The 25720-nt window shown below is 37.5% G+C and carries 30 protein-coding genes; all 30 read left to right on the top strand.

Features of this window, described 5'->3' with window-relative positions:
• The first annotated feature begins 1 nt into the window (after nt 1).
• The 30 genes from hslV to NST46_RS15055 all read left to right on the top strand — a co-directional run bounded on the left by hslV (nt 2) and on the right by NST46_RS15055 (nt 25703).
• Nucleotides 2–547 (top strand): ATP-dependent protease subunit HslV, encoded by a 546-nt coding sequence (hslV, locus tag NST46_RS14910; protein ID WP_095308610.1) that lies wholly within the window; start codon nt 2–4, stop codon nt 545–547.
• Nucleotides 548–820: 273 nt separating this feature from the next.
• Nucleotides 821–2215 carry an HslU--HslV peptidase ATPase subunit gene (hslU, locus tag NST46_RS14915; protein WP_095308612.1) on the top strand — a complete coding sequence of 465 codons (1395 nt, stop codon included), beginning with the start codon at nt 821–823 and terminating at the stop codon, nt 2213–2215.
• Nucleotides 2216–2242: 27 nt separating this feature from the next.
• Nucleotides 2243–3022, top strand: a complete 780-nt coding sequence (gene codY / locus NST46_RS14920; RefSeq protein WP_095308614.1) for a GTP-sensing pleiotropic transcriptional regulator CodY — start codon at nt 2243–2245, stop codon at nt 3020–3022.
• Between the two features lie 456 nt (nt 3023–3478).
• Entirely contained in the window at nt 3479–3874 is a 396-nt protein-coding gene (gene flgB, locus NST46_RS14925; protein ID WP_118888934.1) for a flagellar basal body rod protein FlgB, read from the top strand.
• A gap of 3 nt (nt 3875–3877) precedes the next feature.
• Complete coding sequence (gene flgC / locus NST46_RS14930; RefSeq protein ID WP_095308618.1) at nt 3878–4327, top strand: flagellar basal body rod protein FlgC; 450 nt, start codon at nt 3878–3880, stop codon at nt 4325–4327.
• Nucleotides 4328–4346: 19 nt separating this feature from the next.
• Nucleotides 4347–4652: a flagellar hook-basal body complex protein FliE gene (gene fliE / locus NST46_RS14935; protein ID WP_118888933.1), complete on the top strand. Its 306-nt coding sequence runs from the start codon at nt 4347–4349 to the stop codon at nt 4650–4652.
• Between the two features lie 295 nt (nt 4653–4947).
• Entirely contained in the window at nt 4948–6537 is a 1590-nt protein-coding gene (fliF, locus tag NST46_RS14940; protein WP_341137418.1) for a flagellar basal-body MS-ring/collar protein FliF, read from the top strand.
• A 12-nt stretch (nt 6538–6549) separates the two neighbouring features.
• Complete coding sequence (gene fliG, locus NST46_RS14945; RefSeq protein WP_095308624.1) at nt 6550–7563, top strand: flagellar motor switch protein FliG; 1014 nt, start codon at nt 6550–6552, stop codon at nt 7561–7563.
• A complete protein-coding gene (gene fliH, locus NST46_RS14950) occupies nt 7556–8314 on the top strand; it encodes a flagellar assembly protein FliH (protein WP_341137419.1) in 759 nt (252 codons plus the stop codon). The genes fliG and fliH overlap by 8 nt, the downstream gene beginning before the upstream one ends.
• Nucleotides 8311–9633 (top strand): flagellar protein export ATPase FliI, encoded by a 1323-nt coding sequence (gene fliI, locus NST46_RS14955; protein ID WP_341137420.1) that lies wholly within the window; start codon nt 8311–8313, stop codon nt 9631–9633. Before fliH ends, fliI begins: the two co-directional genes overlap by 4 nt.
• The gene (gene fliJ / locus NST46_RS14960) at nt 9633–10079 is read left to right on the top strand and encodes a flagellar export protein FliJ (RefSeq protein WP_341137421.1); all 447 of its coding nucleotides are present in this window, start codon (nt 9633–9635) and stop codon (nt 10077–10079) included. The genes fliI and fliJ overlap by 1 nt, the downstream gene beginning before the upstream one ends.
• A gap of 5 nt (nt 10080–10084) precedes the next feature.
• Complete coding sequence (locus NST46_RS14965) at nt 10085–10672, top strand: MotE family protein (protein ID WP_341137422.1); 588 nt, start codon at nt 10085–10087, stop codon at nt 10670–10672.
• A 26-nt stretch (nt 10673–10698) separates the two neighbouring features.
• Nucleotides 10699–12066, top strand: coding sequence for a flagellar hook-length control protein FliK (locus tag NST46_RS14970; RefSeq protein ID WP_341137423.1), 1368 nt, complete (start codon nt 10699–10701; stop codon nt 12064–12066).
• A gap of 9 nt (nt 12067–12075) precedes the next feature.
• Nucleotides 12076–12546, top strand: a complete 471-nt coding sequence (flgD, locus tag NST46_RS14975) for a flagellar hook assembly protein FlgD (protein ID WP_341137424.1) — start codon at nt 12076–12078, stop codon at nt 12544–12546.
• A gap of 12 nt (nt 12547–12558) precedes the next feature.
• Nucleotides 12559–12930, top strand: coding sequence for a TIGR02530 family flagellar biosynthesis protein (locus NST46_RS14980; RefSeq protein ID WP_095308638.1), 372 nt, complete (start codon nt 12559–12561; stop codon nt 12928–12930).
• Between the two features lie 84 nt (nt 12931–13014).
• Nucleotides 13015–13806 (top strand): flagellar basal body rod protein FlgG, encoded by a 792-nt coding sequence (flgG, locus tag NST46_RS14985; RefSeq protein ID WP_095308640.1) that lies wholly within the window; start codon nt 13015–13017, stop codon nt 13804–13806.
• Between the two features lie 45 nt (nt 13807–13851).
• Nucleotides 13852–14070, top strand: coding sequence for a flagellar FlbD family protein (locus NST46_RS14990; protein ID WP_095308642.1), 219 nt, complete (start codon nt 13852–13854; stop codon nt 14068–14070).
• Nucleotides 14063–14482 (top strand): flagellar basal body-associated protein FliL, encoded by a 420-nt coding sequence (fliL, locus tag NST46_RS14995; protein WP_095308644.1) that lies wholly within the window; start codon nt 14063–14065, stop codon nt 14480–14482. The genes NST46_RS14990 and fliL overlap by 8 nt, the downstream gene beginning before the upstream one ends.
• Nucleotides 14483–14516: 34 nt before the next feature.
• The gene (gene fliM, locus NST46_RS15000) at nt 14517–15512 is read left to right on the top strand and encodes a flagellar motor switch protein FliM (RefSeq protein ID WP_341137425.1); all 996 of its coding nucleotides are present in this window, start codon (nt 14517–14519) and stop codon (nt 15510–15512) included.
• Nucleotides 15502–16671, top strand: coding sequence for a flagellar motor switch phosphatase FliY (gene fliY / locus NST46_RS15005; RefSeq protein ID WP_118888922.1), 1170 nt, complete (start codon nt 15502–15504; stop codon nt 16669–16671). Before fliM ends, fliY begins: the two co-directional genes overlap by 11 nt.
• 17 nt (nt 16672–16688) lie before the next feature.
• On the top strand, nt 16689–17051 hold the full coding sequence (locus NST46_RS15010) for a response regulator (protein ID WP_095308650.1): 363 nt from the start codon (nt 16689–16691) through the stop codon (nt 17049–17051).
• A gap of 7 nt (nt 17052–17058) precedes the next feature.
• Nucleotides 17059–17727: a flagellar biosynthetic protein FliO gene (locus NST46_RS15015; RefSeq protein WP_341137426.1), complete on the top strand. Its 669-nt coding sequence runs from the start codon at nt 17059–17061 to the stop codon at nt 17725–17727.
• Complete coding sequence (gene fliP / locus NST46_RS15020; protein ID WP_095308654.1) at nt 17720–18385, top strand: flagellar type III secretion system pore protein FliP; 666 nt, start codon at nt 17720–17722, stop codon at nt 18383–18385. The genes NST46_RS15015 and fliP overlap by 8 nt, the downstream gene beginning before the upstream one ends.
• Nucleotides 18386–18435: 50 nt before the next feature.
• Nucleotides 18436–18705 (top strand): flagellar biosynthesis protein FliQ, encoded by a 270-nt coding sequence (gene fliQ / locus NST46_RS15025; RefSeq protein ID WP_095308656.1) that lies wholly within the window; start codon nt 18436–18438, stop codon nt 18703–18705.
• 3 nt (nt 18706–18708) lie between these two features.
• On the top strand, nt 18709–19488 hold the full coding sequence (gene fliR / locus NST46_RS15030; protein ID WP_118888920.1) for a flagellar biosynthetic protein FliR: 780 nt from the start codon (nt 18709–18711) through the stop codon (nt 19486–19488).
• Nucleotide 19489: 1 nt separating this feature from the next.
• The gene (flhB, locus tag NST46_RS15035) at nt 19490–20569 is read left to right on the top strand and encodes a flagellar biosynthesis protein FlhB (RefSeq protein ID WP_341137427.1); all 1080 of its coding nucleotides are present in this window, start codon (nt 19490–19492) and stop codon (nt 20567–20569) included.
• A 98-nt stretch (nt 20570–20667) separates the two neighbouring features.
• Complete coding sequence (gene flhA, locus NST46_RS15040; RefSeq protein ID WP_303448198.1) at nt 20668–22704, top strand: flagellar biosynthesis protein FlhA; 2037 nt, start codon at nt 20668–20670, stop codon at nt 22702–22704.
• Nucleotides 22701–23804: a flagellar biosynthesis protein FlhF gene (flhF, locus tag NST46_RS15045; protein WP_251658739.1), complete on the top strand. Its 1104-nt coding sequence runs from the start codon at nt 22701–22703 to the stop codon at nt 23802–23804. Before flhA ends, flhF begins: the two co-directional genes overlap by 4 nt.
• On the top strand, nt 23794–24654 hold the full coding sequence (locus NST46_RS15050; protein ID WP_341137428.1) for a MinD/ParA family protein: 861 nt from the start codon (nt 23794–23796) through the stop codon (nt 24652–24654). The genes flhF and NST46_RS15050 overlap by 11 nt, the downstream gene beginning before the upstream one ends.
• Before the next feature lie 5 nt (nt 24655–24659).
• On the top strand, nt 24660–25703 hold the full coding sequence (locus NST46_RS15055) for a protein-glutamate methylesterase/protein-glutamine glutaminase (protein ID WP_095308668.1): 1044 nt from the start codon (nt 24660–24662) through the stop codon (nt 25701–25703).
• The last annotated feature ends 17 nt before the right edge of the window (nt 25704–25720 follow it).

A 25720-nucleotide genomic window follows, 5' to 3' on the forward strand; every position in this document is an offset into this window, starting at 1 on the left:
AATGGCTACTGAAATGCACGCAACCACAATTTTTGCAATTCAGCATAATGGTCAGTGCGCCATGAGTGGAGATGGGCAAGTAACATTAGGAAATGCAGTGGTAATGAAGCATAAAGCCAAAAAAGTAAGAACCTTGTACAATGGGAAGGTGTTGGCGGGCTTTGCTGGATCCGTTGCAGATGCTTTCACACTTTTTGAGAGATTTGAAAGCAAGCTTCAGGCCTATAATGGGAATCTAACTCGAGCATCGGTTGAGTTAGCCAAGGACTGGCGCTCAGATAAGGTGCTCCGTAAATTGGAAGCAATGCTGATTGTCATGAATAAGGAAAATATGTACTTGGTTTCTGGTACTGGCGAAGTTATCGAACCAGATGATGGTATATTGGCCATTGGTTCGGGAGGTAACTATGCATTAAGTGCAGGAAGAGCTTTAGTTAGGCATTCTGGTAACTTGACTGCAAAGGAAATTGCTCAAACAGCCTTGGAGGTTGCAGGTGAAATTTGTGTATACACAAATAATCATATTACATTGCAAGTACTTGATTAATAGTGTGTGTTCAAAAGGAGGATGAAATGGACCGAGGTCGGTTACAGTCGCAACGTCCTGGGGCTGTGTTTACTCGCCCCGCAGAAAACCTTTGTTGCAACGCCGACACTAGCACGTCCTGTGCGTCGAAGTTCGAGGCGGCGAAGCTTTGAGTACCGGAACGTATGCAATTAATACGTGAGGAACGGAAAAGCAAGCCAACGGAGAAATTCGATGTGTCATTTTCACCGGATTTTTTGAACATCCTCTAAATAAGGGAGGTTTTTCCTAAGAATGGGAATTGACTACACTCCAAAACAAATTGTTGGTCAGCTAGATAAATATATTATTGGTCAGCAACAAGCAAAGCGATCTGTAGCTGTTGCTTTGAGGAATCGTTATCGACGAATGCAACTTGAAGATTCAATGAAAGAAGAAATCGTTCCAAAAAATATCTTAATGATTGGACCGACTGGAGTGGGGAAAACAGAGATTGCCAGAAGGCTGGCAAAACTTGTTGGTGCCCCGTTTGTGAAAGTCGAAGCAACTAAGTTTACAGAGGTCGGTTATGTCGGTAGAGATGTAGAATCAATGGTACGTGACCTTGTAGAAATGGCTGTACGAATGGTAAAGGAAGAAAAAATGAGTGGCGTAATGACAACAGCGGAAAAAGAAGCAAATAAACGACTTGTTAAATTGCTTGCTCCATCAGCCAAAAAGCAATCCGGTGTTAAAAATCCATTTGAAATGCTTTTCCAAAATCAAACAGTAAATGATAATGCTGAAAATGATTTTGAAAAAGATGAAGAAATTAAAAACAAACAGCAACGAATTGAACATCAGTTAGCTTTAGGTGAACTGGAAGACCGAATGGTTACCATCGAAATCGAGGAAATTCCTCCTTCCATGTTTGATATGCTGCAAGGTTCGGGTATGGAACAGATGGGAATGAATATGCAAGATGCAATCGGGCAATTCATGCCATCAAAAAAGAAAAAACGTAATCTAACTGTATCTGAAGCTAGAAAGGTATTGACACAACAAGAAGCTCAGAAATTGGTAGATATGGATGAAGTAGCCGGGGAAGCTGTTAAGCGTGCAGAACAAACGGGAATACTTTTTATAGATGAAATTGATAAAGTAGCTGGAAAGCAAGAAGCAACTGCAGATGTTTCCAGAGAAGGTGTTCAGCGTGATATATTACCGATTGTTGAAGGATCAACGGTTGTAACGAAGCACGGGCCAGTGAAAACAGACCACATGCTTTTTGTCGCGGCTGGAGCTTTCCATATGGCAAAGCCCTCTGATCTTATCCCGGAACTACAAGGAAGATTTCCAATTCGTGTTGAATTAGAAAAATTATCTGTAGGGGATTTCAAGCAAATACTTACCGAACCATCTAATGCATTGATTAAGCAATATCAATTAATGTTAAAAACAGAAGGTATAAATGTTGTTTTTACAGACGATGCTATAGAAAGACTTGCAGAAATTGCCTTTCAAGTAAACCAGGATACCGACAATATTGGCGCGAGAAGGCTTCACACCATACTAGAAAAACTTCTTGAAGATTTGTCGTTTGAAGCGCCCGAAATTACGTTGGAGGAAATAGAAATTACTCCTGCCTATGTAGATCAAAAACTCAACAGTATTGTACAAAACAAAGACTTAAGTCAGTTTATACTATAATTCATAATAATGAAATGGAGGATCATCATGGATCTATTAAATCGAGCAAGAAAAATTAACGCAATGTTACAGAAAGCAACAGGTAAATCAGTAAACTTTAATGAAATGTCAGCATCATTAAGAGATGTAATCAAAGGGAATGTATACATCGTCAGCAGACGTGGGAAGTTACTTGGATTTGCAGTAAATCAAGAAATTGAAAACGAGCGTATGAAATCAATGCTTGAGCAAAGACAATTCCCGGAAGAGTATACACAGGGGCTGTACAATATTTATGAGACAACAGCAAACCTTGATATTAATAGTCAGCATTCCGTATTTCCAGTGGAAAATAAAGACTTATTTAAAGACGGTCTGACTACAATTATCCCGATTATCGGCGGTGGAGAGCGTCTTGGTACGTTAGTTCTTGGAAGAGTAAATGAAAGTTTTAACGATGATGACCTTTTACTTGCTGAATACGGTGCAACTGTTGTAGGTATGGAAATACTTCATGAAAAAACAGAAGAAATTGAGATGGAAGCACGTAGTAAAGCTGTTGTACAAATGGCAATCAGTTCACTATCATACAGTGAATTGGAAGCAATTGATCATATCTTTGAAGAATTAAACGGACATGAAGGGCTATTAGTAGCAAGTAAAATTGCAGACCGCGTAGGGATCACTAGATCTGTAATTGTAAACGCGCTAAGAAAATTAGAGAGCGCAGGAGTTATTGAGTCCCGTTCACTAGGTATGAAAGGTACGTACATTAAAGTATTGAATGACAAATTCCTTGTGGAGCTAGAAAAGCTACGTTCAAGATAAGTTTATAAAATAATATAAAAAGACACAAAAAAGCCAAATTATTTGGCTTTTTTTGTGTCTTTTTATAGTTAATTATCCTTATAATTAAATATAGGACTTTCGTATGTAGAGGAATATCAAAACATGGGAAATAGCCAAAAACCAATTGTAAATGCTGTGTAAATGTTTTTGAATTGCTTGTAAATTCCACAAAACTGTACATTCATGTTACTAAATACCTAGTCTTTTTTTACTGTTTTATTTTCTTTTAGGAGAAAATGTCGAAAAGTAATAGACTTTGTCTAATTTATAACTTACAATATTCGTAGTAGATGAAGTAAGTATGACTGTCAATCAAAATTTTCATAGAAATGGAAGCGCAATGTACATATAAGAGGATAAATAGAAACAAGATCTTCTGTTCACGACAGGCCATTTTTACTGGACTTTTAACAACATACATAAGGAGTGCTTGTAATGAATTTATTTGGAGGGACAATTAGTAAGTTAGAAAACTCTCTCAACTACGCTGCAATGAAGAATAATACGATTTCAGATAATATTGCTAATGCAGATACACCTGGTTATAAAGCGAAGGATGTTCAATTTAAAAATATTTTAGATGATACACTTACTTCCTCAATTCAAGCTAAGCGTACAACTGAGAAGCATATCCCCTTTAATTCAAATCAAAATTCATCTTATCGTGTCGTATCACAATCCAATACGATGTACAACCATAATGGAAATAATGTTGATATTGATAAAGAAATGACAGAGCTTGCGAAGAATCAAATCTATTATAATGGTTTGATTGATCGGATCAACGGGAAGTTTGGGAGTTTGCAGACGGTTATAAGAGGGGGGAACTAATCGATGTCAATATTTAATTCTATTAATACAAGTGCTAGTGCATTAACTGCACAAAGACTTCGAATGGACATCGTTTCCTCTAATATTGCGAATGCACAATCAACAAGAGCAGTCATAAATGAGAATGGTGAGTTTGAGCCGTATCGGAGAAAAATGACAGTTTTAGAAACACAGGATAATCGTTTTAAATCGATGCTTGCAAATGCATCTGGTGATATAAAGCATAGTGGTGTGCGAGTTGCTGCCATCGTTGAGGATGAGGAGCCGTTTAAACTTGTCTATAACCCTGTTCATCCAGATGCAAATGAAGCTGGCTATGTAGAGATGCCAAATGTTGACCCCTTGCAAGAAATGGTTGACTTAATGAGTTCAACGAGGTCTTATGAAGCAAACATTACTGCTTTGAATGCAAGTAAAGGTATGTTAATGAAAGCATTAGAAATTGGTAAATAGACGATAAGGAGTTAAAAAAATGGACTTTTCAATAAATAATGTTTCGCAGCCTATTCAATCTTTATCGAAAGTTTCGAATGCTGCAGTGACACCTGGAGAGGCACAAGCTAATTTTGCAGACACGTTAAAAGGTGCAATTGACAACCTTAATTCTGTTCAGATGGAGTCAGATAATAAGACGGAGGCATTAGCTAACGGTAATATTGATGATCTTCATGACGTGATGATCACAGCACAGAAGGCAAGCATTACGCTCGAAACTACAGTGCAGATCCAGAAAAAAGTTATCGATGCATACAACGAAATAATGAGAATGTCGATATAATCTTCGAATAGCAACGACAAGCAATCAATAGTAGTACGTGTTCAACAATGAGGATGATAAGGTCCGAGGAGGCTAAGTAAGCAACGTCCTATTCGTCGAGGTTCGAAGGGGTGAAACTCCCCGTACCGGACTTCCAAAGGATGTGGTGACTTCGACGTTTCGACAAAGGGCTTATCGGTAGTTAGTCGAAGGTCCTCAGTTCTCGGATGTATTACTTTTACCGGATGTTTTGGACATCCTATAGTAGATTAATGATGAAATATCGATTACTTAATGCACTTTGGTGGGGGAAATTATGAAGGAAACTTTGTTGAAATGGAAAGAATCGGTAACTTTGTTTTGGCAGAATCGGTCAAAAAGCCAAAGGGGTCTCTTTCTTGGGTCAGTTATCATAGTAATTTTATTTATAATAGGTATTGCTTTTTTTAGTTCCAATACTCGTTTTGTTCCATTATATAATAATTTGACCATTCAAGAGGTCGGACAAATTAAAGCAGAGCTAGATACAAGAGGCATTCCTTACGAATTAAATAACGGAGGCACGAGCATTAATGTTCCAGAGGAACAGGTAGAATCATTGCTCGTTGATCTAGCTGGAATGGGCTTGCCAAACAGTGGGAATATTGATTATTCCTTTTTTAGTGAGAATACATCTTGGGGAATAACCGACAATGAATTTAATATCATGAAGCTTGATGCAATGCAAACAGAGCTTGCTAATCTGATTCAGAGCATTGAAGGTATCAATAATGCGCAAGTAATGATTAATATGCCTGAAGAACCGGTATTTGTTAGTGATGTGACTGGTGAAGCTAGTGCATCAATCGTGTTAAACACACAGCCAGGCTATCAATTTCAAGGAAATCAAGTAGAAGCGCTCTATCATTTAGTTTCAAAAGCGCTGCCGAATCTTCCATCTGAAAATATTGTTATTATGAACCAATATTTTGAGTACTTTGATCGAAATTCACAAACTGCTTCTGGAGCTCAAGATGCGTACACTCATCAGCAAACCGTGAAGAAGGATACTGAGCGAGATATCCAAAGAAGATTACAACAAATGCTTGGAACAATGGTTGGAATGGATAATGTCATCGTTTCTGTGACTGCAGATATTGATTTCACTCAAGAGAATCGTACAGAGGAACTTGTGGAGCCTGTTGATATTGAAAACGTGGAAGGAATACCTGTTAGTCTGGAAACAATTCAGGAAACCTATACTGGTGATGGTGCTACCGGTGGTATCGGTGGGACAGGTGATGAGGATGTTACCAACTACCCGGCTGGAGATGCTGGATCTGGTGAATATGAGCTAGATAAGGAAACAATAAACTATGAATATAATCGAATTCGTAAGGAAATTGTTGAGAGTCCCTATAAAGTTCGCGACCTTGGAATTCAAGTTGCAATCGATAATACAAGAACAACAGAGGGAAACAATGTAGAGTTTCTAAGCGGGCAAGAACAGAATGATGTGGAACAAGGAGTTTCTTCTATTCTCAGTTCTATCGTAGGAGCGACAATTGACGCAGATTACGGCGAAGTTGTCCCTGAAGACAAGATATCCATTGTGTTTCAGGAATTCACAGAACCTCCTGCAACAGTCAGTGCGTCTTCTCCTGTTATTCCATTATGGATGTATATTGTCGGAGCTGTATTACTTGTTGCTATTATCATACTAATCATTTTATTAGTCCGAAATAGGAGTAGTGAAGAGGAAATAATAGAGGAAACTGTTACAGAAAGTCCAGTACTGGAAGTTCCTGATCTACCACAGGAAGAAGAATCTGAAGCAGTTGTAAGAAGAAAGCAGTTAGAAAAAATTGCGAAAGAAAAACCAGAGGAATTTGCTAAATTGTTGAGAAGCTGGATTGGAGAAGATTAGGAGGGTAAAAAAATGGCAAGGCAAAAAGGCGTTTTAACTGGAAAGCAAAAGGCAGCAATTCTTTTAATCTCCCTAGGTCCAGATGTATCGGCGCAAGTTTATAAGTACTTATCAGAAGAAGAAATTGAAAAGTTAAGCTTGGAAATATCATCGGTTAAAAAAGTAGATACAAATTTGAAAGAAAATGTCTTAGAACAATTCCACCAAATTGCTGTAGCACAAGACTACATAACACAGGGAGGAATTGGTTACGCGAAGACCGTTTTGGAAAAAGCTTTTGGAAAGCAAGAAGCTTCCAATATAATAAACCGTCTAACTTCATCTTTACAGGTAAGACCATTTGATTTTGCAAGAAAAGCGGATCCTCAACAAGTATTGAATTTTATTCAAGGAGAGCATCCGCAAACAATTGCTTTAGTTCTTTCTTACCTTGACTCCGAACAGGCAGGACAGATTTTATCCTCATTGCCCCAGGAGCTGCAAGCTGATGTGGCTAGACGAATAGCTACAATGGATTCCACTTCACCTGAAATTATAAGTCAGGTAGAACAAGTGCTGGAGAAGAATATATCTGCTTCTGTTTCTGAGGATTATACACAAACTGGTGGAATACAGGCGGTTGTTGAAGTGTTGAATGGTGTAGACCGTAGTACGGAGCGAACAATTCTTGATGCTCTAGAGGTTCAAGATCCGGAACTGGCAGATGAAATCAAAAAGCGAATGTTTGTTTTTGAAGACATTGTTGTCCTTGATAATCGAGCGATACAACGTGTAATTCGTGAAGTTGAAAATGAAGATCTGCGATTAGCATTGAAGGTTGCTAGTGATGAGGTTAAAGATGTTGTCTTTACAAACATGTCTCAGCGCATGGCAGAAACTTTCAAAGAAGAAATGGAATATATGGGACCAGTTCGCCTAAGAGACGTAGAAGAAGCACAAATGAGAATTGTAGCTATTATTCGTAGACTTGAAGATATAGGAGAAATTGTCATCGCTAGAGGTGGAGGAGACGATATCATTGTCTGATTCAGAAAATAAACAGCTCTTCAATCAGAAATTGATAAAAATTAAACCGATTCGGTCGATACAGCACACCATTGAAGATGAACCAATTGATAGTAATAAAGAATTGGAGACAATCCAAGATGAGATCGAAAGCATGCAACAGGAATTGCTGGATTTAGCTCAAAAAAAAGAAGTATTACTTGAACAAACCAAGCGAGCAATTGAACAAGAGAAAAACAACTGGGAAGAAACGAAGCATCAGTTGATTGAAAGTGCAAAGCAGGAAGGTTATCAAACCGGTTTTTTTCAAGGAGAGCAAGCAGGTAAAGCTGCATATGAAGAAAAGTTGAATCAAGCTAATTTAATTATTGATGCAACGACGTATGATTACAATAAAACGATTGAAAATAGCGAAGAGACGATATTACAGCTGTCACTTAGTATTGCAGAGAAAATTATCGGTAAGGAAATTTCCAAGGAACCAGCAACATTTTTGGGAATTATACGACAGGCCATCCGGGAATTAAAAGATCAATCAACTGTAACGATTTATTTACATCCTCTAAATTACAGTGAGGTCATAGAGCAAAAAGATGAATTAAATCGAATTATGGAAGATGAATCAACTTTATCTATCTACTTAGATGAAAACTTGAAGAAAAACACTTGCTTAATCGAGCATGCTTTTGGCCAAATTGATGCGAGTGTTGACACACAACTATCAAAAATCCGTGAAGCATTGCAGGATTACCTAATGGAGAAGAAGCAATGAATATATCCGATTACAAATCTGTTATAGAAAAAGCTGCAACATATAAGCATTATGGTAAGGTCCTGCGTGTTGTAGGGTTGATGATTGAATCAGAAGGACCCGCGGCAAACATAGGAGAAGTATGTTACATTCATTCTTCCTCCTCTAATCGAACACCTATTGTATCAGAAGTTGTAGGTTTTAATAATGAAAAAATCCTTCTTATGCCATATGCAGAGGTAACGGAGATAGGATCCGGATGCTTAGTTGAATCTACTGGAAAGCCTTTAACTGTAAAGGTTGGACGATCTTTGATTGGAAATGTTGTGAACTCGCTTGGTCAGCCATTGGATGATCAAGCATCACTTCCAAAAGGGCTCTCTAACTATTTAACCGATCAAGCTCCACCAAATCCAATGACACGACCACCGATACGCAAACCAATTCAAGTTGGCGTGAAAGCAATTGATTCGCTTTTAACAATGGGTAAAGGCCAGAGGGTTGGAATTTTTGCTGGTAGTGGTGTTGGGAAAAGCACACTACTCGGAATGATTGCAAGAAATAGTAATGCTGATATTAACGTTATTGCATTGATTGGTGAACGTGGTCGTGAGGTGCGTGAGTTTATTGAGCACGATTTGGGCGAAGAAGGGCTAAAAAAGACAATTGTTGTAGCGGCAACATCAGACCAACCTGCTCTAATGCGGATTAAAGGAGCATATACTGCGACTGCAATTAGTGAGTATTTCCGCGATCTTGGCTACCATGTTAATTTAATGATGGATTCCGTCACGAGAGTAGCAATGGCACAAAGAGAAATTGGTCTGGCGATTGGTGAGCCACCAACGACAAAAGGATATACACCATCTGTGTTTTCCATTCTTCCCAAGTTATTAGAAAGAACGGGAACAAATAAAGCTGGGACAATCACCGCTTTCTACACTGTACTTGTTGATGGGGATGATATGAATGAGCCGATTGCAGATGCAGTTCGTGGAATATTAGATGGACACTTTGTAATGGATAGAAAGCTAGCAGAGCGCGGTCAATTTCCTGCTATTAATGTACAGAAGTCAGTTAGTCGAGTTATGAATATGGTTGCAACAGCGGAACAAAAACAGATTGCACAAGAGCTTCGGAAGCTGATGGCAGTATACGAGGATAATCGTGAATTAATTAACATAGGTGCTTATAAACGTGGCACCAATCAGGAGATTGATCGGTCAATTTCCTATTATCCAAAAATCCAAGAATTTTTAAGGCAGGATATACATGAAGTAAATACGTTAGAAGAAACGATTCAATTGATGAAATCACTGCTTAATGGAGGAATTGAGTGATGGCCGAGATTGTTGCATTATCAAAAATATTGGATATTCGTGAAAATGAAAAGCAAGTTGCACAGAAAGCGTATAATCAATCACTTGATTCTTTTGAAAAAGTTGCTACAGAGCTGTATCAAATTTTGCGAAAAAAAGAACGTGCTGAGAATTCATATGATCAATTTTTTCACTCACTAACACCGATTGACCGAATAAAAGAGCAAGCCAATTACATTGAGCAACTAAACAGACAAATTAATAATTTGCAGTCTCGTGTTCAAAAGGCTAGAACAGATATGGAATCAAAACAACATCTGCTGTCAGATGCGCACGTGGAAGTAAAGAAATTCGAGAAACTAATTGAAGTAAGAAAAGAAACAAAAGCAACTATACAAAAAAAGATGGAAGATGCTTTTATGGATGAAATTTCAATAACACAATTTTTAAGCCAAAAAAATAGGTGAAATAAATGGTTGAGACTACGAAAAAGAAAAAAAGGAATCCAATTCTCTGGTTTTTATTTGCAGTTGTAATTCCGTTAATCATCATCATTACTCTAGTTGTTATTATCATGGGGGTTGCAGGATTTAATGTTATCGATTGGACGAAGCAACAAGCTAGTTCAATGCCAATCATATCGAATCTAGTAGCATCAGATGAAGCAAAGCCTGTACAAGATGATTCGCGGGCACAAGCAATTGTAAATGAGAAAGATGAAGAGATTACAAGCTTAAATGAAACGATTCGTGAATTGGAAGCTACAATAAATGATCAAAACCAAGATATTGTTCGTTTGGAAAATAGTTTAGAAGATGCACAGGTTGATGAAGAATTGTTAGAGGAAGATTCTTCAGATGAATCTTTTTCTACAATTATTGATTCATTTGAAGAAATGAAGGGCTCTAAAGCAGCCCCTATTATTGAAAATTTAGAGACAGATACGGCGGTTTCAATTTTGCAGGAACTATCTAACGAACATCGTGCAACGATACTAGGTGCGATGAATCCTGAACAGGCAGCAGAGCTAACACAATTGCTTCTCTCAAATGAAAATTAAAAAAGTTATTGGAAGGAGGTGAGAATTTGAATAGTGTCGCGGTGTTTCTACAACAGGTACAGCCAGCGAAGTTGACAAATACGCAAATGAAATCCGGTTTACGAGGGGATGTTTCATCATTTCACCGTATATTAGATGAGAACATTGTTAATGTATCTGAGCATGAAAATCAGGAACTGTCTTCAATGAAAAAAGAGGTTGCTCTACAGAATCTGTTACAACGAATCAACAGTGGAAATGATACAGGAAATGTAGCGAATTCAGCTACTGCAAGCTTAAATAATGAGGTGGAGAATCAAGATGTCTTTATCCTGCAACCTTCATCTGTTTTTCCTGACGTGGAGGAAGAAGTCTCACTATCTAGCGAATTGCATGGATTTCCAATAGTAAATCCTGAAAGTGGAACGAGTAATACAGATGTTGAGGAACAACTAGCCTTTTTGCTTGAGCAGATTGAAAAATTAATCTCCAAATTAGATACAGACGAAGATGTTCGGGATGCCTCATCAAAAGTATTGGAATTGCTTCATCAATGGAAGGATTTAACACGGTTACAAGCAAACCTAACGTCTGTGACAGACAGAGATACAGCAGGGTTTACCTTGTTACAACAAAGACAGCATGTAAATAAAGAGCAAGTAAATCCAAATACATTGATAGCTGGGGTAACGGCAGTAAATGGCGAAGAGATGAATGAATTAACAGCAGGGAATAAGCAAGAAACGAGAGAGTCGAAAATATGGAATTACATATTTGATTCATTCCAAAAGCGAGAGCATTTTTCTGGAATGCAACGGTACAATGCAGATTCAAATGTAACAGTTAAGGATATAGCGAAATGGCTTGGTAGTGCAATTGAAAAAGAAAATTTAGTTGTTATGACAAGTCAGACGAACCAGGCGGTGCCGATTTCAAAACTAGAGCAACATGTTATTCATATTAATCAACTACAACCGACTCAAAGCCCGGATCAGCAGTTAATGGACCAGTTTGAAAAAATTATGGAATCAACTAAATTGTCGGCTTTGCCCAACCAGAGGAACCATTTAACAGTATTGTTAAGACCCGATAATATGGGGGAATTAATGGTTCGTTTTACACAGGTAAATGGTGAAGTATTGGTAAAAATTTTAGTTACCACTGCTACTGCAAAAGAGATGTTAGAATCAAACATACATCAGCTTAAGAATATGTTTTCCCCGCACCAAGTAGTCGTGGAGAAGCAAGATGCAAATGTGCCGCAAACGACAAATTTGCAGGAAGAGCAAGAAAATAGACAGTTAAAAGAACAGGAACAGCAGCAATCGAATCAATCCGATCATAAGGATAATCAACAAACAGAAGATAGCTTTGAGAGACAGTTTGAGGAGCTGCTTCTAAATGAGAAGGTGTAGGTGGAGGAAATGACAACAATTGATCCATCGTTATATTTAAGTAACCAGCCAAAGACCAGAACACCGAGCGCAAGCCTTGGTAAGGATGAATTTTTAAAAATACTAATGACGCAGTTACAAAATCAGGATCCTACAAATCCGATGGACGATCGTGAATTTGTATCACAAATGGCCACTTTTTCATCATTGGAGCAGATGATGAACATGTCTAATTCAATCGAAATGCTCGTACAAAGTCAGTTGGTCTCTCCTGTAATCCAATACAGTCATATGATTGGTCAGGAAGTATCATATATGGATGTGGACCAAGAGACAGGTAAGGAGCTTGGTAAAGTAACTAGTAAAGTAGTGGCTGTTAGTCAACATGAAGGATGGGCAATATTGGAGCTTGAAAATGGAGAAAAAATATACGCGGATGCGATTATTCAAGTTAGCGATCCAGGTACAAAAGAAGAAGCCGGAGATAAGATAACGGAATAAGGGGGAAAGGTTATGGATCATCGGATTCATCAAGTCCCACAGCATGCATTACAGTTTCCAGCAATCAATGGACCTAAGTCTAAGCAATCACCCATTCCATTTAAGGATATTTTATCACAGGAACAAGGATTGAAAATAAGTAAACATGCATCACAGCGAATAGCAGAGCGAAATATTCAAATTGATGAGCAGCAATGGGAAATGATCGGCGAGAAAATGCAGGAAGCTAAGAAAAAGGGGATTACAGATTCACTTATCGTCATGAACAATGCAGCATTGCTTGTTAATGCAAAAAATCATACTGTAGTGACAGCAATGAATCGTGAGGAAGCAACAAGTAGAATTTTTACAAATATCAATGGAACCATTCTAATAAATGACTAGGCTGGACCCTTATGGGAGGCCAATATAAGCTGTTGAATGCTAGATACAGCTAACCAAAATAACCATAAAAAAGGGGATAAAAAAATGTTACGTTCAATGTATGCAGGTATTTCAGGTATGAAAAATTTCCAAACGAAATTAGATGTTATCGGAAATAATATCGCCAATGTGAATACAACAGGGTATAAAAAAGCAAATGTGACTTTTCAAGATCTAATGAGTCAGACAACAACAGGTGCACAAGGTGCAACTGCTACTCGTGGGGGAGTCAATGCTACACAGGTTGGGCTTGGTTCTCAGCTTGGTACAATAAGCAACATTCACACACAAGGATTTCAGCAGGTGACAAATAACCCGCTTGACTTGACAATCGAAGGTGATGGAATGTTTGTATTGCAGGAACAAGGGGGTACAACGTATTATACAAGAGCTGGAAATTTCTATTTAGATGATAATGGCGCGATTGTTAATCCGAATGGATTGTATCTTCAAGGTGCTAATGGAAATATAACAATACCAACTGATGCGCAAAGCTTCAGTATTCAAACAGACGGTACGATAAACTATATTGATGCTGCTGGTGCAACACAAGAAGCTGGGCAAATAACGCTGGCAAGCTTTTCGAATCCTGCCGGGTTAGTAAAAGACGGTAGCAATTTATACTTAGATTCACCTAATGCAGGTTATAACGGTACAGTTACTCCTGAACAGAATGGAGCAGCTTCGATCATAAGTGGCTCACTTGAAATGTCAAACGTTGATCTTTCAGAAGAGTTTACAGAAATGATTACAGCACAGCGTGGTTTCCAGGCAAATACTAGAATTATCACAACATCTGATGAGATTCTTCAAGAGCTAGTAAACTTAAAACGATAATAAGGGGGTAGGGAGTATGCTTAAACCTGTACTCCCGCCATATACATGATTACTTTAAAAAGGCTGAATGACGATGAATTTGTACTAAATGCCGTTTTAATTGAACAGGTTCAGTCGCTGCCAGATACAACGATTTCCTTAATTAATGGAAAGAAAATTGTTGTAAAGAACAAAGCCGATGATGTTATACAAAAAATTACAGAATACTACCAACAAATAGGATTAGCACGAGTTCAAATAAAGGCTGGTGAAGAGGATGAGTAAGTTAGTAAAGACAATGATTACATCACTTGTTGTATTATTAGTTATTGCAATTGCTTCATTAGTAGTTGTATTAAATGTGGCAGGCGAAAATGAAAAAGGTGATGCACAATCGATTGATGACATTGTAAACTATTCCTATGAATCACCTGAAATCACAACCGATTTAGCAGATGGAGCATTTGTTAGAATTCAGTTTCAAATTGTAACGGATGGGAAAGAAACATTAAAAGAGGTTGAAAAGCGTGATTTCCAATTGAAAAATATTATTATTAAAGAGCTTGCAACGAAAACAGAAGAAGATTTTAAATCCGGACTTTCCGAGTTAGAGCAAGTTGTTAAATCAAGTTTAAACGAACTAGTGGAAGAAGGAGAAATCACAGAAGTATATACAATCAACAAAATACTTCAATAGAATGAAAGCTCCTAATAGGAGGTGGGTATGATTAATGGATGAAGTTCTCTCACAAAATGAAATAGATGCACTATTATCTGCGATAACCTCAGGTGAAATGGATGCTGAAGAACTAAAAAAAGAAGAGCAAGAGAAAAAAGTACGCGTGTATGATTTTAAACGCGCATTGCGTTTCTCTAAAGATCAGATAAGAAGCATCTCTAGAATTCATGAAAATTATGCAAGAATGCTAACAACTTATTTTTCATCGCAGCTAAGAACGTATGTTAATATTTCGGTTACATCTGTTGATCAGGTGCCATTTGAAGAGTTCGTACGCTCAATACAAAAAGTGACAATATTAAATATTTATAGTGTTGAACCGTTAGATGGTAATTTAATCATGGAGGTTAATCCAAATATTGGTTATGCATTGCTTGACCGAATTCTAGGCGGAAAAGGTAACACGATTAATAAAAACAACAATTTAACGGAAATCGAAAAGTTATTACTACGTCAATTTTTCGAAAAAGCTGTGTATACATTAGAAGAATCGTGGGCTTCTGTAACAGAAATAAAGCCACGATTAGAAGAGTTTGAAGAAAATCCTCAATTTTTACAGATGGTTGCACCAAATGATACGGTTGTCGTCGTTTCGATGACAGCTGCAATTGGGGAAACAACTGGTATGATTAATATTTGTATCCCACATATAATTTTGGAGCCAATTATTCCGAAGCTCTCTGTGCATTATTGGATGCAAGCGGAGAAAAAAAATCGGGATGCTACAGCATTTAATAAAATGTCGAAGAACTTAAAGCAAACTGAAGTTGAAGTAAAATCGATTCTTGGTGAGGGTGCGATTGCAATCAATGAGTTTTTGGCACTAAAGCAAAATGATGTGATTACACTAGATCAGAAAATCGATTTACCGCTAAGACTTACTATTAATAATGAAGCTAAATTCCTTGTGCAGCCAGGCAAGTATAAAAATAAAATGTCTGTACAAATATTAGATGAAATAAAAAGGGGTGAGCAATATGATGAATGATGGCATGCTTTCACAGGAAGAAATTGATGCGCTATTGAATATTTCTGATGAAGACAAGTCAGATGAAAATAAGCAAAGCTATCTTTCCGATATTGAAATTGATGCACTAGGAGAAATTGGTAATATTTCTTTTGGTAGCTCTGCCACCACACTTTCCACTTTATTAAATCAGAAGGTGGAAATAACAACACCAATAGTAGACGTCATAGAAAGAACGGATATTGGTGATGAATTTACCTTTGAGCCAGTAAGTATTCAAGTGAATTACATAGAGGGATTTACGGGAAAAAACGTGTTTGTTATAAAAGCTGGGGACGCAGCTATTATTGCAAATATTATGCTTGGTGGTGATGGGACAAATCCAGATAGTGAATTGAATGAAATCCATTTAAGCGCAGTTCAGGAAGCGATGAATCAAATGATGGGTGCAGCTGCAACGAGTATGTCAACCGTGTTTAATAAACGCGTTGATATCTCTCCGCCTTCAATATTGGATGAAGAAGTAACTGGAGTTAAAAACGAAGATGTTTTTGATGAAGAAGTCTATGTAAAGGTGTTTTTTAAACTAACTGTTGGGAATCTGATCAATTCGAATATGATGCAATTAATTCCGTTGCGCTTTGCAAAAGAGCTAGTTAATGAGCTGTTAAATGGGTCGGAAGAACACGCAATTGAGAAAAAGGAGAGCGCTGCGACGCTTGAAGCTGAAATCCCGGTTACTGAGAATAGTGTAGCTAAACAGCAGGAGCAGGCTGTTTATAATAACTCCTTACAAGCAGAAACAAGAGATGACCCAGCTGAACCGCAATATTTGGGTCATAAAGTTACAAGCTCACATGCAGAAGTGCATCAGGCAGCTTTCTCTGATTTTGAAAAGGTTGAGCTGAATACTGGTCAGCAACGTAACCTTGATATGTTACTTGATATCCCATTAAAAGTTACCGTTGAACTTGGCCGAACAAAAAAATCAATTAACGACATACTTGAACTGGCTTCAGGTTCTATTATTGAGCTTGATAAGCTTGCAGGTGAACCGGTTGATATTCTAGTAAATGATAAACTTGTAGCTGAAGGTGAAGTTGTTGTGATTGAAGAAAACTTCGGTGTTCGTGTTACAGATATTATTAGTCAGTATGACCGGATTAGGAATTTAAAATAATTAGGGGGAATAACCAAATGGCAGAACGAATTTTAATTGTGGATGATGCAGCATTTATGCGAATGATGATTAAGGATATCCTTACAAAGAATGGTTATGAAATAGTTGGGGAAGCACAGGACGGAGCGCAGGCGGTTGAAAAATACAAAGAATTGACACCTGATTTAGTGACCATGGATATTACGATGCCAGAAATGGATGGAATTACAGCATTAAAAGAAATAAAGAAAGTTAACCCAGACGCTAAAATCATTATGTGTTCTGCGATGGGACAACAGGCAATGGTGATTGACGCTATTCAAGCGGGAGCAAAAGACTTTATTGTAAAGCCATTCCAAGCAGATAGGGTAATCGAAGCGATTCAAAAAGCTTTAAACTAAGAAACGAGTGAGCAGGTTGAAGAAAAAAGTTCTTTACAGTTTCTGTTTGAGTACCATTCTTATTCTATCATTTTTCTCCTTCCAGACGGATGCAGCACCAAACAGTGTGTTGGAATGTCTGGGGGAGGAAGCTGATTGTGAAGATGATGAAATTCCAAAAAACGAATTGGAAGAAAACGAAAATGATAGTGATTTACTAACGGATAATAATAAGTCCAGTTCCATGGCGTTTGAATTAGTTAGAATGTTTTTTGCATTATTACTAGTTCTTGGATTAATTTATGTGCTGCTTAAGTTTTTAAATAAACGAAACAAACTTTTCAACCAGGTGAAGGCACTAGAAAATTTAGGTGGGATATCTGTAGGACAAAATCGTTCTATTCAAATCATTCGAATTGGAAAAAGACTTTATTTAGTTGGTGTAGGAGAAAATGTTGAATTGCTTCAAGAGATTACTGACGACGAAGTAAAGCAAGATATTGTACGTAATAATCAAGATACTCAAGAAAGTTTTCCAATCAGTTCGTTGTTGTCACCTTTTGTTTCTTCCAAAAAAGATCAGACAAATCAATCGTCTAGCAGTGAATTTAAGAAGCTTTTCTCGAATGAACTTAACAATTTGAAGCAAAGCCGAAAAAATATGATTAATAAGCACAAGGAAGATACACATGAATGAATTTATCGATATATTTTCTAGTTCGGATCCAGCTAATGTATCCACGTCTGTTCGGTTAATACTTTTACTAACCATCTTTTCGCTAGCGCCAGGAATATTGATTTTAATGACAAGCTTCACGCGAATAATTATTGTGCTTTCATTTGTTCGGACTTCTTTAGCAACACAACAGATGCCGCCAAACCAAGTACTCATTGGTTTAGCCCTATTTCTTACTTTTTTTATTATGGCTCCTACATTCAGTGAGGTCTATCAAGAAGCGCTACAGCCACTTTTTGATGAAGAAATTACTTTGGATGAGGCATATGAAAATGCCAGTGCACCTTTAAAGGATTTTATGGCAAGGCATACGAGGCAAAAGGATTTAGCTCTATTTCTTGATTATACGCAAACAGAGCCACCTGAAACGGTACAAGATATTCCCCTAACTACATTAGTTCCTGCTTTCGCAATAAGTGAATTAAAAACGGCATTCCAAATGGGCTTTATGATTTTTATCCCATTTTTGATTATTGATATGGCTGTGGCAAGTGTTCTGATGTCAATGGGAATGATGATGCTTCCACCAGTTATGATCTCGTTGCCGTTTAAAATTTTACTCTTCGTGTTGGTGGATGGATGGTATTTAATAACGCAATCCTTACTTAATGGTTTTTAGAGGTTCACGCACTTTAAATGTGAGTATAGTAAAGAAAGGAGCTTCTACTTATGAGCAGTGAATTCGTATTGACCTTGGCTGAGCAAGGAGTTTATACAATATTACTTGTTACAGGCCCATTGCTTATATTAGCTCTTGCGGTCGGTTTGTTGGTAAGTATTTTTCAGGCAACGACGCAAATACAAGAACAAACATTAGCCTTTATCCCAAAGATTGTCGCTGTTTTTATAGGGCTGATCTTCTTTGGACCGTGGATGCTTACGACAATGGTTGAATTTGCATCCTCTATTTTTCAAAATATTAATCAGTTTGTAGGGTAAATCATGCTTGATTTAATTTCTATTACGAGTCTACCAGTTTTTCTGCTTATATTCGTACGGGTATTGGCATTTTTTGTTACGATGCCGTTATTTTCTTATCGAACAGTGCCATTACCATTTAAAATAGGTTTTAGCTTCTTTCTAGCAATGATTATGTTTTATACAGTCGATGCTTCCCAACTGGTCGTCGACGAAATGTATATTTTTCTAATAGTTAAAGAAGTGTTAGTTGGAGTACTAATTGGCCTCATTTCATTTATTATCGTATCTGCAATACAGGTAGCTGGTGGTTTTATTGACTTTCAAATGGGATTTGCGATTGCGAATGTGGTGGACCCACAAACAGGAGCACAAAGTCCATTGACAGGACAATATTTATATATGATTGCACTATTATTTTTATTAGCGGTTGATGGGCATCATTTGATTATTGATGGAATATTTAATAGTTATCGTTTTATTCCGCTGGAAACATTTATTCCATTTCAGAATAATTCAATTGCAGAATTTGTCATTACAGCTTTTAATAGTATGTTTATTATCGCTTTCCAAATTGCAATTCCAATCGTTGGCTGTTTGTTTTTGGTAGATGTGGCACTTGGAATTATTGCGCGTACTGTACCGCAAATGAATGTGTTTGTTGTAGGGCTGCCGCTTAAAATATTAGTTAGTTTTCTTGCGATCCTAGTGTTTCTAGCTTTGTATGTGACGCTGGCAAGAAACCTTTTTACAGCAATGTTTGAAACGATGCGTGGACTAATGCAGCTTTTCGGAGGTGCTTAATTTGCACGTGAAACTTGATTTACAATTTTTTGCAGGTGAAAAAACAGAAAAAGCTACTCCAAAAAAGCGTCTCGATGAACGAAAAAAAGGAAAAGTAGCAAAAAGCCAGGACATAAATACAGCAATTTTATTATTATTTTGTTTTTCTACATTGTTTTTGTTTGGCGGATTTATTTTGGAGCATATGACAGGAATATATGAGCGTACTTTTATTGAATTTATCGACTGGGAATTAACGGAGAATACTGTTCAGCAAATACTGAACAGCGCAACGGTCGAAGCAGCAAAGATGCTTGCACCTATAATGTTAATCGCAATTGTCGCAGGTTTCGCCTCTAACTTAATGCAAGTAGGTTTTTTGTTCACAACAGAGCCATTAAAGTTTGATCTAAAGAAAATTGATCCGATTCAAGGAGCAAAACGGATTTTTTCAATCCGAGCACTTGTTGAGCTATTAAAATCCTTATTAAAAATCACCTGTATTGGCGGGATAACATTCTCTGTGATTTGGCTTTATAAAGATGAAATGCTGATGACGGCATTTACGAACGCTGAAAATGCATTAGCTTTCTTTGGAAGAGTTACGAGTGTTATGGCGTTTGCAGCAATTATAGCTTTATTATTATTAGCGGTGTTTGACTATGCTTATCAACGGTTTGATTTCGAAAAAAATATGCGGATGTCCAAGCAGGATATTAAGGACGAATATAAGAATGTTGAAGGGGATCCTTTAATTAAATCGAAAATCAAGGAAAAACAAAGGCAGATTGCAACGAGAAGAATGATGAGTGAGGTACCAAATGCGGATGTTATTATTACAAACCCTACGCATTATGCAGTAGCAATTAAATATGACGAAGAAAAGGCTAATGCTCCTTATATACTTGCAAAAGGTACAGATCAAATAGCATTAAAAATAAAAGAAATAGCTAAAGCAAATGACGTAATTACCGTTGAAAACAGGCCATTAGCAAGAGGGCTGTATCGTGCGGCAGAGATAGGGGATATCATACCGGAAGAATTCTTTAAGGCTGTTGCAGAAGTACTAGCATATGTATATCGATTAGAGAAAAAGATTTAAAAAGTATATAAACGACTGGGCGTGGCTGTCTTGGGAACTAAGCTATACACAGCTTTAAAATTTCGGGCACACCAAACAGCAAGTAAGGAGAGACATAAATGAAAGCGCGGGATTTATCAGTACTTTTAGCAGTTATATTAGTAATCATCATGCTGGTCATCCCGCTACCGGGTTGGCTGTTAAGTGTGCTGATTTTAGTAAATATTATTATAGCGCTAATGGTTATCTTAGTATCGATGAATACACAGGAGCCATTACAGTTTTCGGTATTTCCAACAATTATCTTACTCGTAACTTTATTCAGGCTTGCGTTAAATGTTTCGACCACAAGGTCAATTCTAGCGGAAGCAGATGCTGGTGGAGTAGTTGATACCTTTGGATCATTTGTAATTGGAGATAATCCACTTGTTGGTTTTGTTGTATTTATCATATTGGTTATTATAAACTTTCTTGTTATTACAAAAGGTTCGGAACGTGTCTCTGAAGTAGCTGCGCGATTTTCACTTGATGCGATGCCAGGTAAACAAATGAGTATTGATGCAGACCTAAATGCTGGTTTGATTTCCGAAAGTCAAGCTAGAGAGCGACGTGAAAAAGTGGAAAGGGAAGCCGATTTCCATGGTTCGATGGATGGTGCGAGTAAATTTGTTAAGGGTGATGCAATTGCAGGAATCATTATTGTTCTAATTAATGTTGTATTCGGTTTAATAATTGGGATTGTACAAATGGGAATGCCTTTTGGAGAAGCTGTTAATACTTTTATTCGTTTAACTGTGGGAGACGGTTTAGTCAGTCAGATTCCAGCATTACTTATGTCAACCGCTACAGGAATTGTTGTGACGCGATCAGCTGGTAATGGAAATCTTGGCTCAGAAGTAACAGGCCAATTACTGCAATACCCAAAATTATTATATATTGCGGCGGGTACGATTTTTCTTCTTGGCCTAACTCCGATTAATTTCTTTTTAACGACAATGTTAGCGTCTATATTAGCATTGAGCGGTTACTTTCTGGAAAAGCAATCCAAGATGCCGCCGGAAATACAAACAGAAGAAGAAGAGGATCAAACAGAGAGCTCTGCGATGAAGTCTTCTGAAAATGTTGTCAGCCTTCTAAGTATGGACCCAATTGAATTTGAATTCGGTTATGGACTAATTCCTCTGGCAGATACGAATCAAGGCGGCGATTTACTGGACCGAGTTATTATGATTCGAAGACAGCTTGCAATTGAACTTGGTATTGTTATTCCAGTTGTCCGGATTCGAGATAATATTCAACTAAACCCAAATGAATATCGATTAAAAATTAAAGGAAATGAAGTCGCATCGGGTGAACTTTTACTAGATCACTATTTAGCGATGGCTCCAGATTTCAGCGATGATACTCTTGATGGAATAGATACGAAGGAACCGGCATTTGGTTTGCCTGCAAAATGGATTAGTGAAGAAAACAAGGATGAAGCAGAACTATCCGGTTATACGGTGGTAGATCCACCATCTGTTGTATCGACACACATTACAGAAGTAATTAAGCGACAGGCACATACATTGTTAGGCAGACAGGAAACGAAACAATTAATCGATCATTTGAAGGAAAGCTATCCAATTTTGGTTGACGAGGTAACCCCTGAACCACTTGCAATAGGCGATGTGCAAAAAGTTCTTGCTAAATTGCTGAGAGAAAATATTTCCATTCGTAATTTGCCAATTATCTTTGAAACATTAGCTGATTTTTCGAAAATGACGAATGACACAGAGCTTCTTGGGGAATACGTGAGACAAGCACTTTCTTCACAGATTACGAATCAGTATGCAGGTGAGGATATGCAGATGAAGGTGATTACAGTTTCAGGTAAAGTTGAAAAGCTGATAGCTGATCATATACAGCAAACGGAACATGGCAATTATTTAGCGCTTGATCCAGACTCCCAGCAAGAAATTATTAAGACGATTCATACAGAGGCAGAGAAACTTGCACTTCAAGAAGAGTCTACCATTGTACTTTGCTCACCTGCCATTCGAATGTATTTAAAGCAATTGCTTGATCGATTCTTACCGCAAGTAATTGTGCTTTCTTATAACGAACTTGAACCAGATGTACAGGTACAAAGTGTTGGGGTGGTGAATGTAGCATGAAGGTAAAAAAATATATAGCAGACACTATGCCTGAGGCAATGAATCAGGTTCGAAAAGAACTTGGTCCTGATGCAGTAATTCTTAATTCAAAAGAAATTCAACAACGTGGGATGTTTGGTTTTTTTAAGAAGAAACAGATTGAAGTTGTGGCGGCTCTTGATCCTAGTCCACTAACACCTAAGAAAAATCCTGAGCAAGTGGCAGAACAACCTCGAATGAATAAAACAAATAAACCAAAGTTAGAAAATGAGCATGTACTACTGGAAATTAAAAACCTGAAAAAAATGATTGAAGTTCAGTCTCGACAGGGAGGGTTAAGTTTCTCCCCTTCTTATCAAGTAGCTTATGAACATTTGATTGATCAAGAGGTTCACCCTAAGCTGGCCAAGGAAATTGTGGAATTGGTGTTAGAGAAGCAAGGTGACACAGAAATAGATGTTATCATGAATAATATCGGTTTAATAATAGAAGAGAGACTAAGCAACGTTTTAGCACCCATTCCATTAAACAAGAAGATTATTCAATTTGTAGGTCCAACAGGAGTAGGGAAGACGACTACGATTGCAAAGGTTGCGGCTAAGATGATGCTTGAAAGTGATAAAAAAGTTGCTTTCGTAACAGCTGATACGTATCGAATTGCTGCAGTGGAGCAATTAAAGACCTATGCGCGAATTTTAAATGTGCCACTTGAGGTTGCCTACAGTATTGATGATTACCATCAGGCGATTACTAAATTTTCGAGTTATGATGCAATTTTTGTTGATACAGCTGGTAGGAACTTTCGTGATCCGAAATATATTAATGAATTGAAAAAAACGATTGATATGTCCATGATGGAAACCTATCTTGTGTTATCTTTAACAACAAAGCCTAAGGATATTGTAGAAATCTACGAGCAATTCGAGCACCTTTCGATAGCGGGTGTCATTTTCACAAAACTGGATGAAACAAGACAATATGGCAGTTTACTAAATATTGCTCTAGAAAAGCAAGTTGGAATTGCTTATTTGACAAATGGTCAAGATGTTCCTGATGATTTGCTCGAAGCAGATAAACGAGTAATACGTAATCTTCTGGTAGGTGATTATGATGAAGCATGATCAAGCAGAGGGGCTGAGGAGAAAGCTTGATAGTCGCAACCATCCAAATAACGCAAAAACGGTCGCAGTTATAAGTGGAAAAGGTGGCGTAGGTAAGTCCAATTTTGCGTTAAATTTCTCTTTGCAACTCATAAACAACGGCAAAAAGGTATTACTCTTCGACTTGGATGTTGGAATGGGAAATATCGATATTTTGCTAGGTAGCCGAGCAGAGAAAACGATTGTTAATTTGTTTAAAGAACGTTTATCTATACTTGATGTAATTGAACAAGGACCAAAAGGGCTAGCGTATATTGCAGGAGGTTCTGGATTGTCAAATTTCTTCCAGATGGACGAATCAGACCATGATTATTTTTACGAACAATACAAGGAATTGTCCTTAATTTATGATTATATTTTATTTGACATGGGTGCAGGTGTTACGGAGGACAGCTTATTTTTTATTCTTGCCTCAGATGAATGTATTGTGATTACAACACCGGAACCAACATCCGTTACAGATGCATACGGGATGATAAAGCATGTCGTCAATCGCAAACAGGATATGCCTTTACATGTCATATTAAATCGTGCATCCAATTATCAAGATGGTTTGAAAGCATTAGAACGATTTAAAGCTGTTGTGACCAAGTTTTTAAAAGTAGAAATTCAATCGATTGGGATTATTCCTGATGATAGGGTTGTTACACAGGCAATTGTAAGACAGATTCCTTACACGTTATATAATGAAAAATCCAAAGCAGCTAAAGCATTAAAAGATATTACATACAATTATGTAACACATACAAAACAAGTGAACCGAACACCTTCTTCCTTCGTTCAACGATTAAAACATTTGATGGAGAGGTAGTTATTATGAAGCAAATTCGCGTTATTGTTATCGATGATTCTGCTTTTATGAGAAAAGTGATTTCCGATATTCTTGCAAGCGATCCTAGAGTGAATGTGATCGCAACTGGTCGTAATGGAGAAGATGGAATAAAGAAGATTATAGAACTACAACCAGACGTCGTAACGTTGGATGTGCATATGCCAGTAATGGATGGGATCGAAGCACTTTCGATTATTATGAGGGAAAATCCAACTCCGGTTGTGATGCTTTCAAGTGAAACGAAAGAGGGTACAACAAAAGCGATTCAGGCTATATCGAATGGCGCCGTTGATTTTATTACAAAACCATCTGGAGCTATCTCATTAGATATACGAAATATCCAACAGGAAATTATTTCGAAAGTTGTTACGGCTTCACAAGTTAATTTGAATAAGAAGCAATTGCACAAAGCGACTGATTGTCAGATGGAAGCTCCGATCCAAAAATACTATGATAAATCAATCATAACGATTGGTACATCGACAGGAGGGCCTAGGGCACTTCAACAAGTGCTTACAAGTATTTCAGATTCATTTACTGTACCAATCTTAATTGTCCAGCACATGCCTGCCCGCTTTACAAAATCGTTAGCTGAACGTCTTAATACACTTAGTCCAATTCGTGTGAAAGAAGCGGTGCACGGTGAAATTATTGAAAACAGTACTGCTTACATTGCTCCTGGTGATTTTCATATGACAATTAATAAAATTGGCACTTCACTTGCAATCAGTTTATCAAAGGATGCTCCTGTCAAAGGGCACCGTCCATCAGTAGATACATTATTTTGCTCGATAGCTGGTCTGAAACGAATAAACAAAATCGCAATTGTATTGACTGGAATGGGAAATGATGGATCGGCCGGTATTATCGAAATGAAAAAGCAGGATCCCAATACGATTGTCCTAGCTGAATCGGAAGAAACATCGATTGTATATGGTATGCCGAAAGCAGCTGTTCAGACAGGATATGTTAACCAAGAACTTTCATTAAATCAATTTGGCTCAATACTTGCTAACTTAACAAAATAGAGATTTACTAGGAGGAA

Source organism: Oceanobacillus sp. FSL W7-1309 (genome assembly GCF_038002145.1).
Taxonomy (GTDB): domain Bacteria; phylum Bacillota; class Bacilli; order Bacillales; family Amphibacillaceae; genus Oceanobacillus; species Oceanobacillus profundus.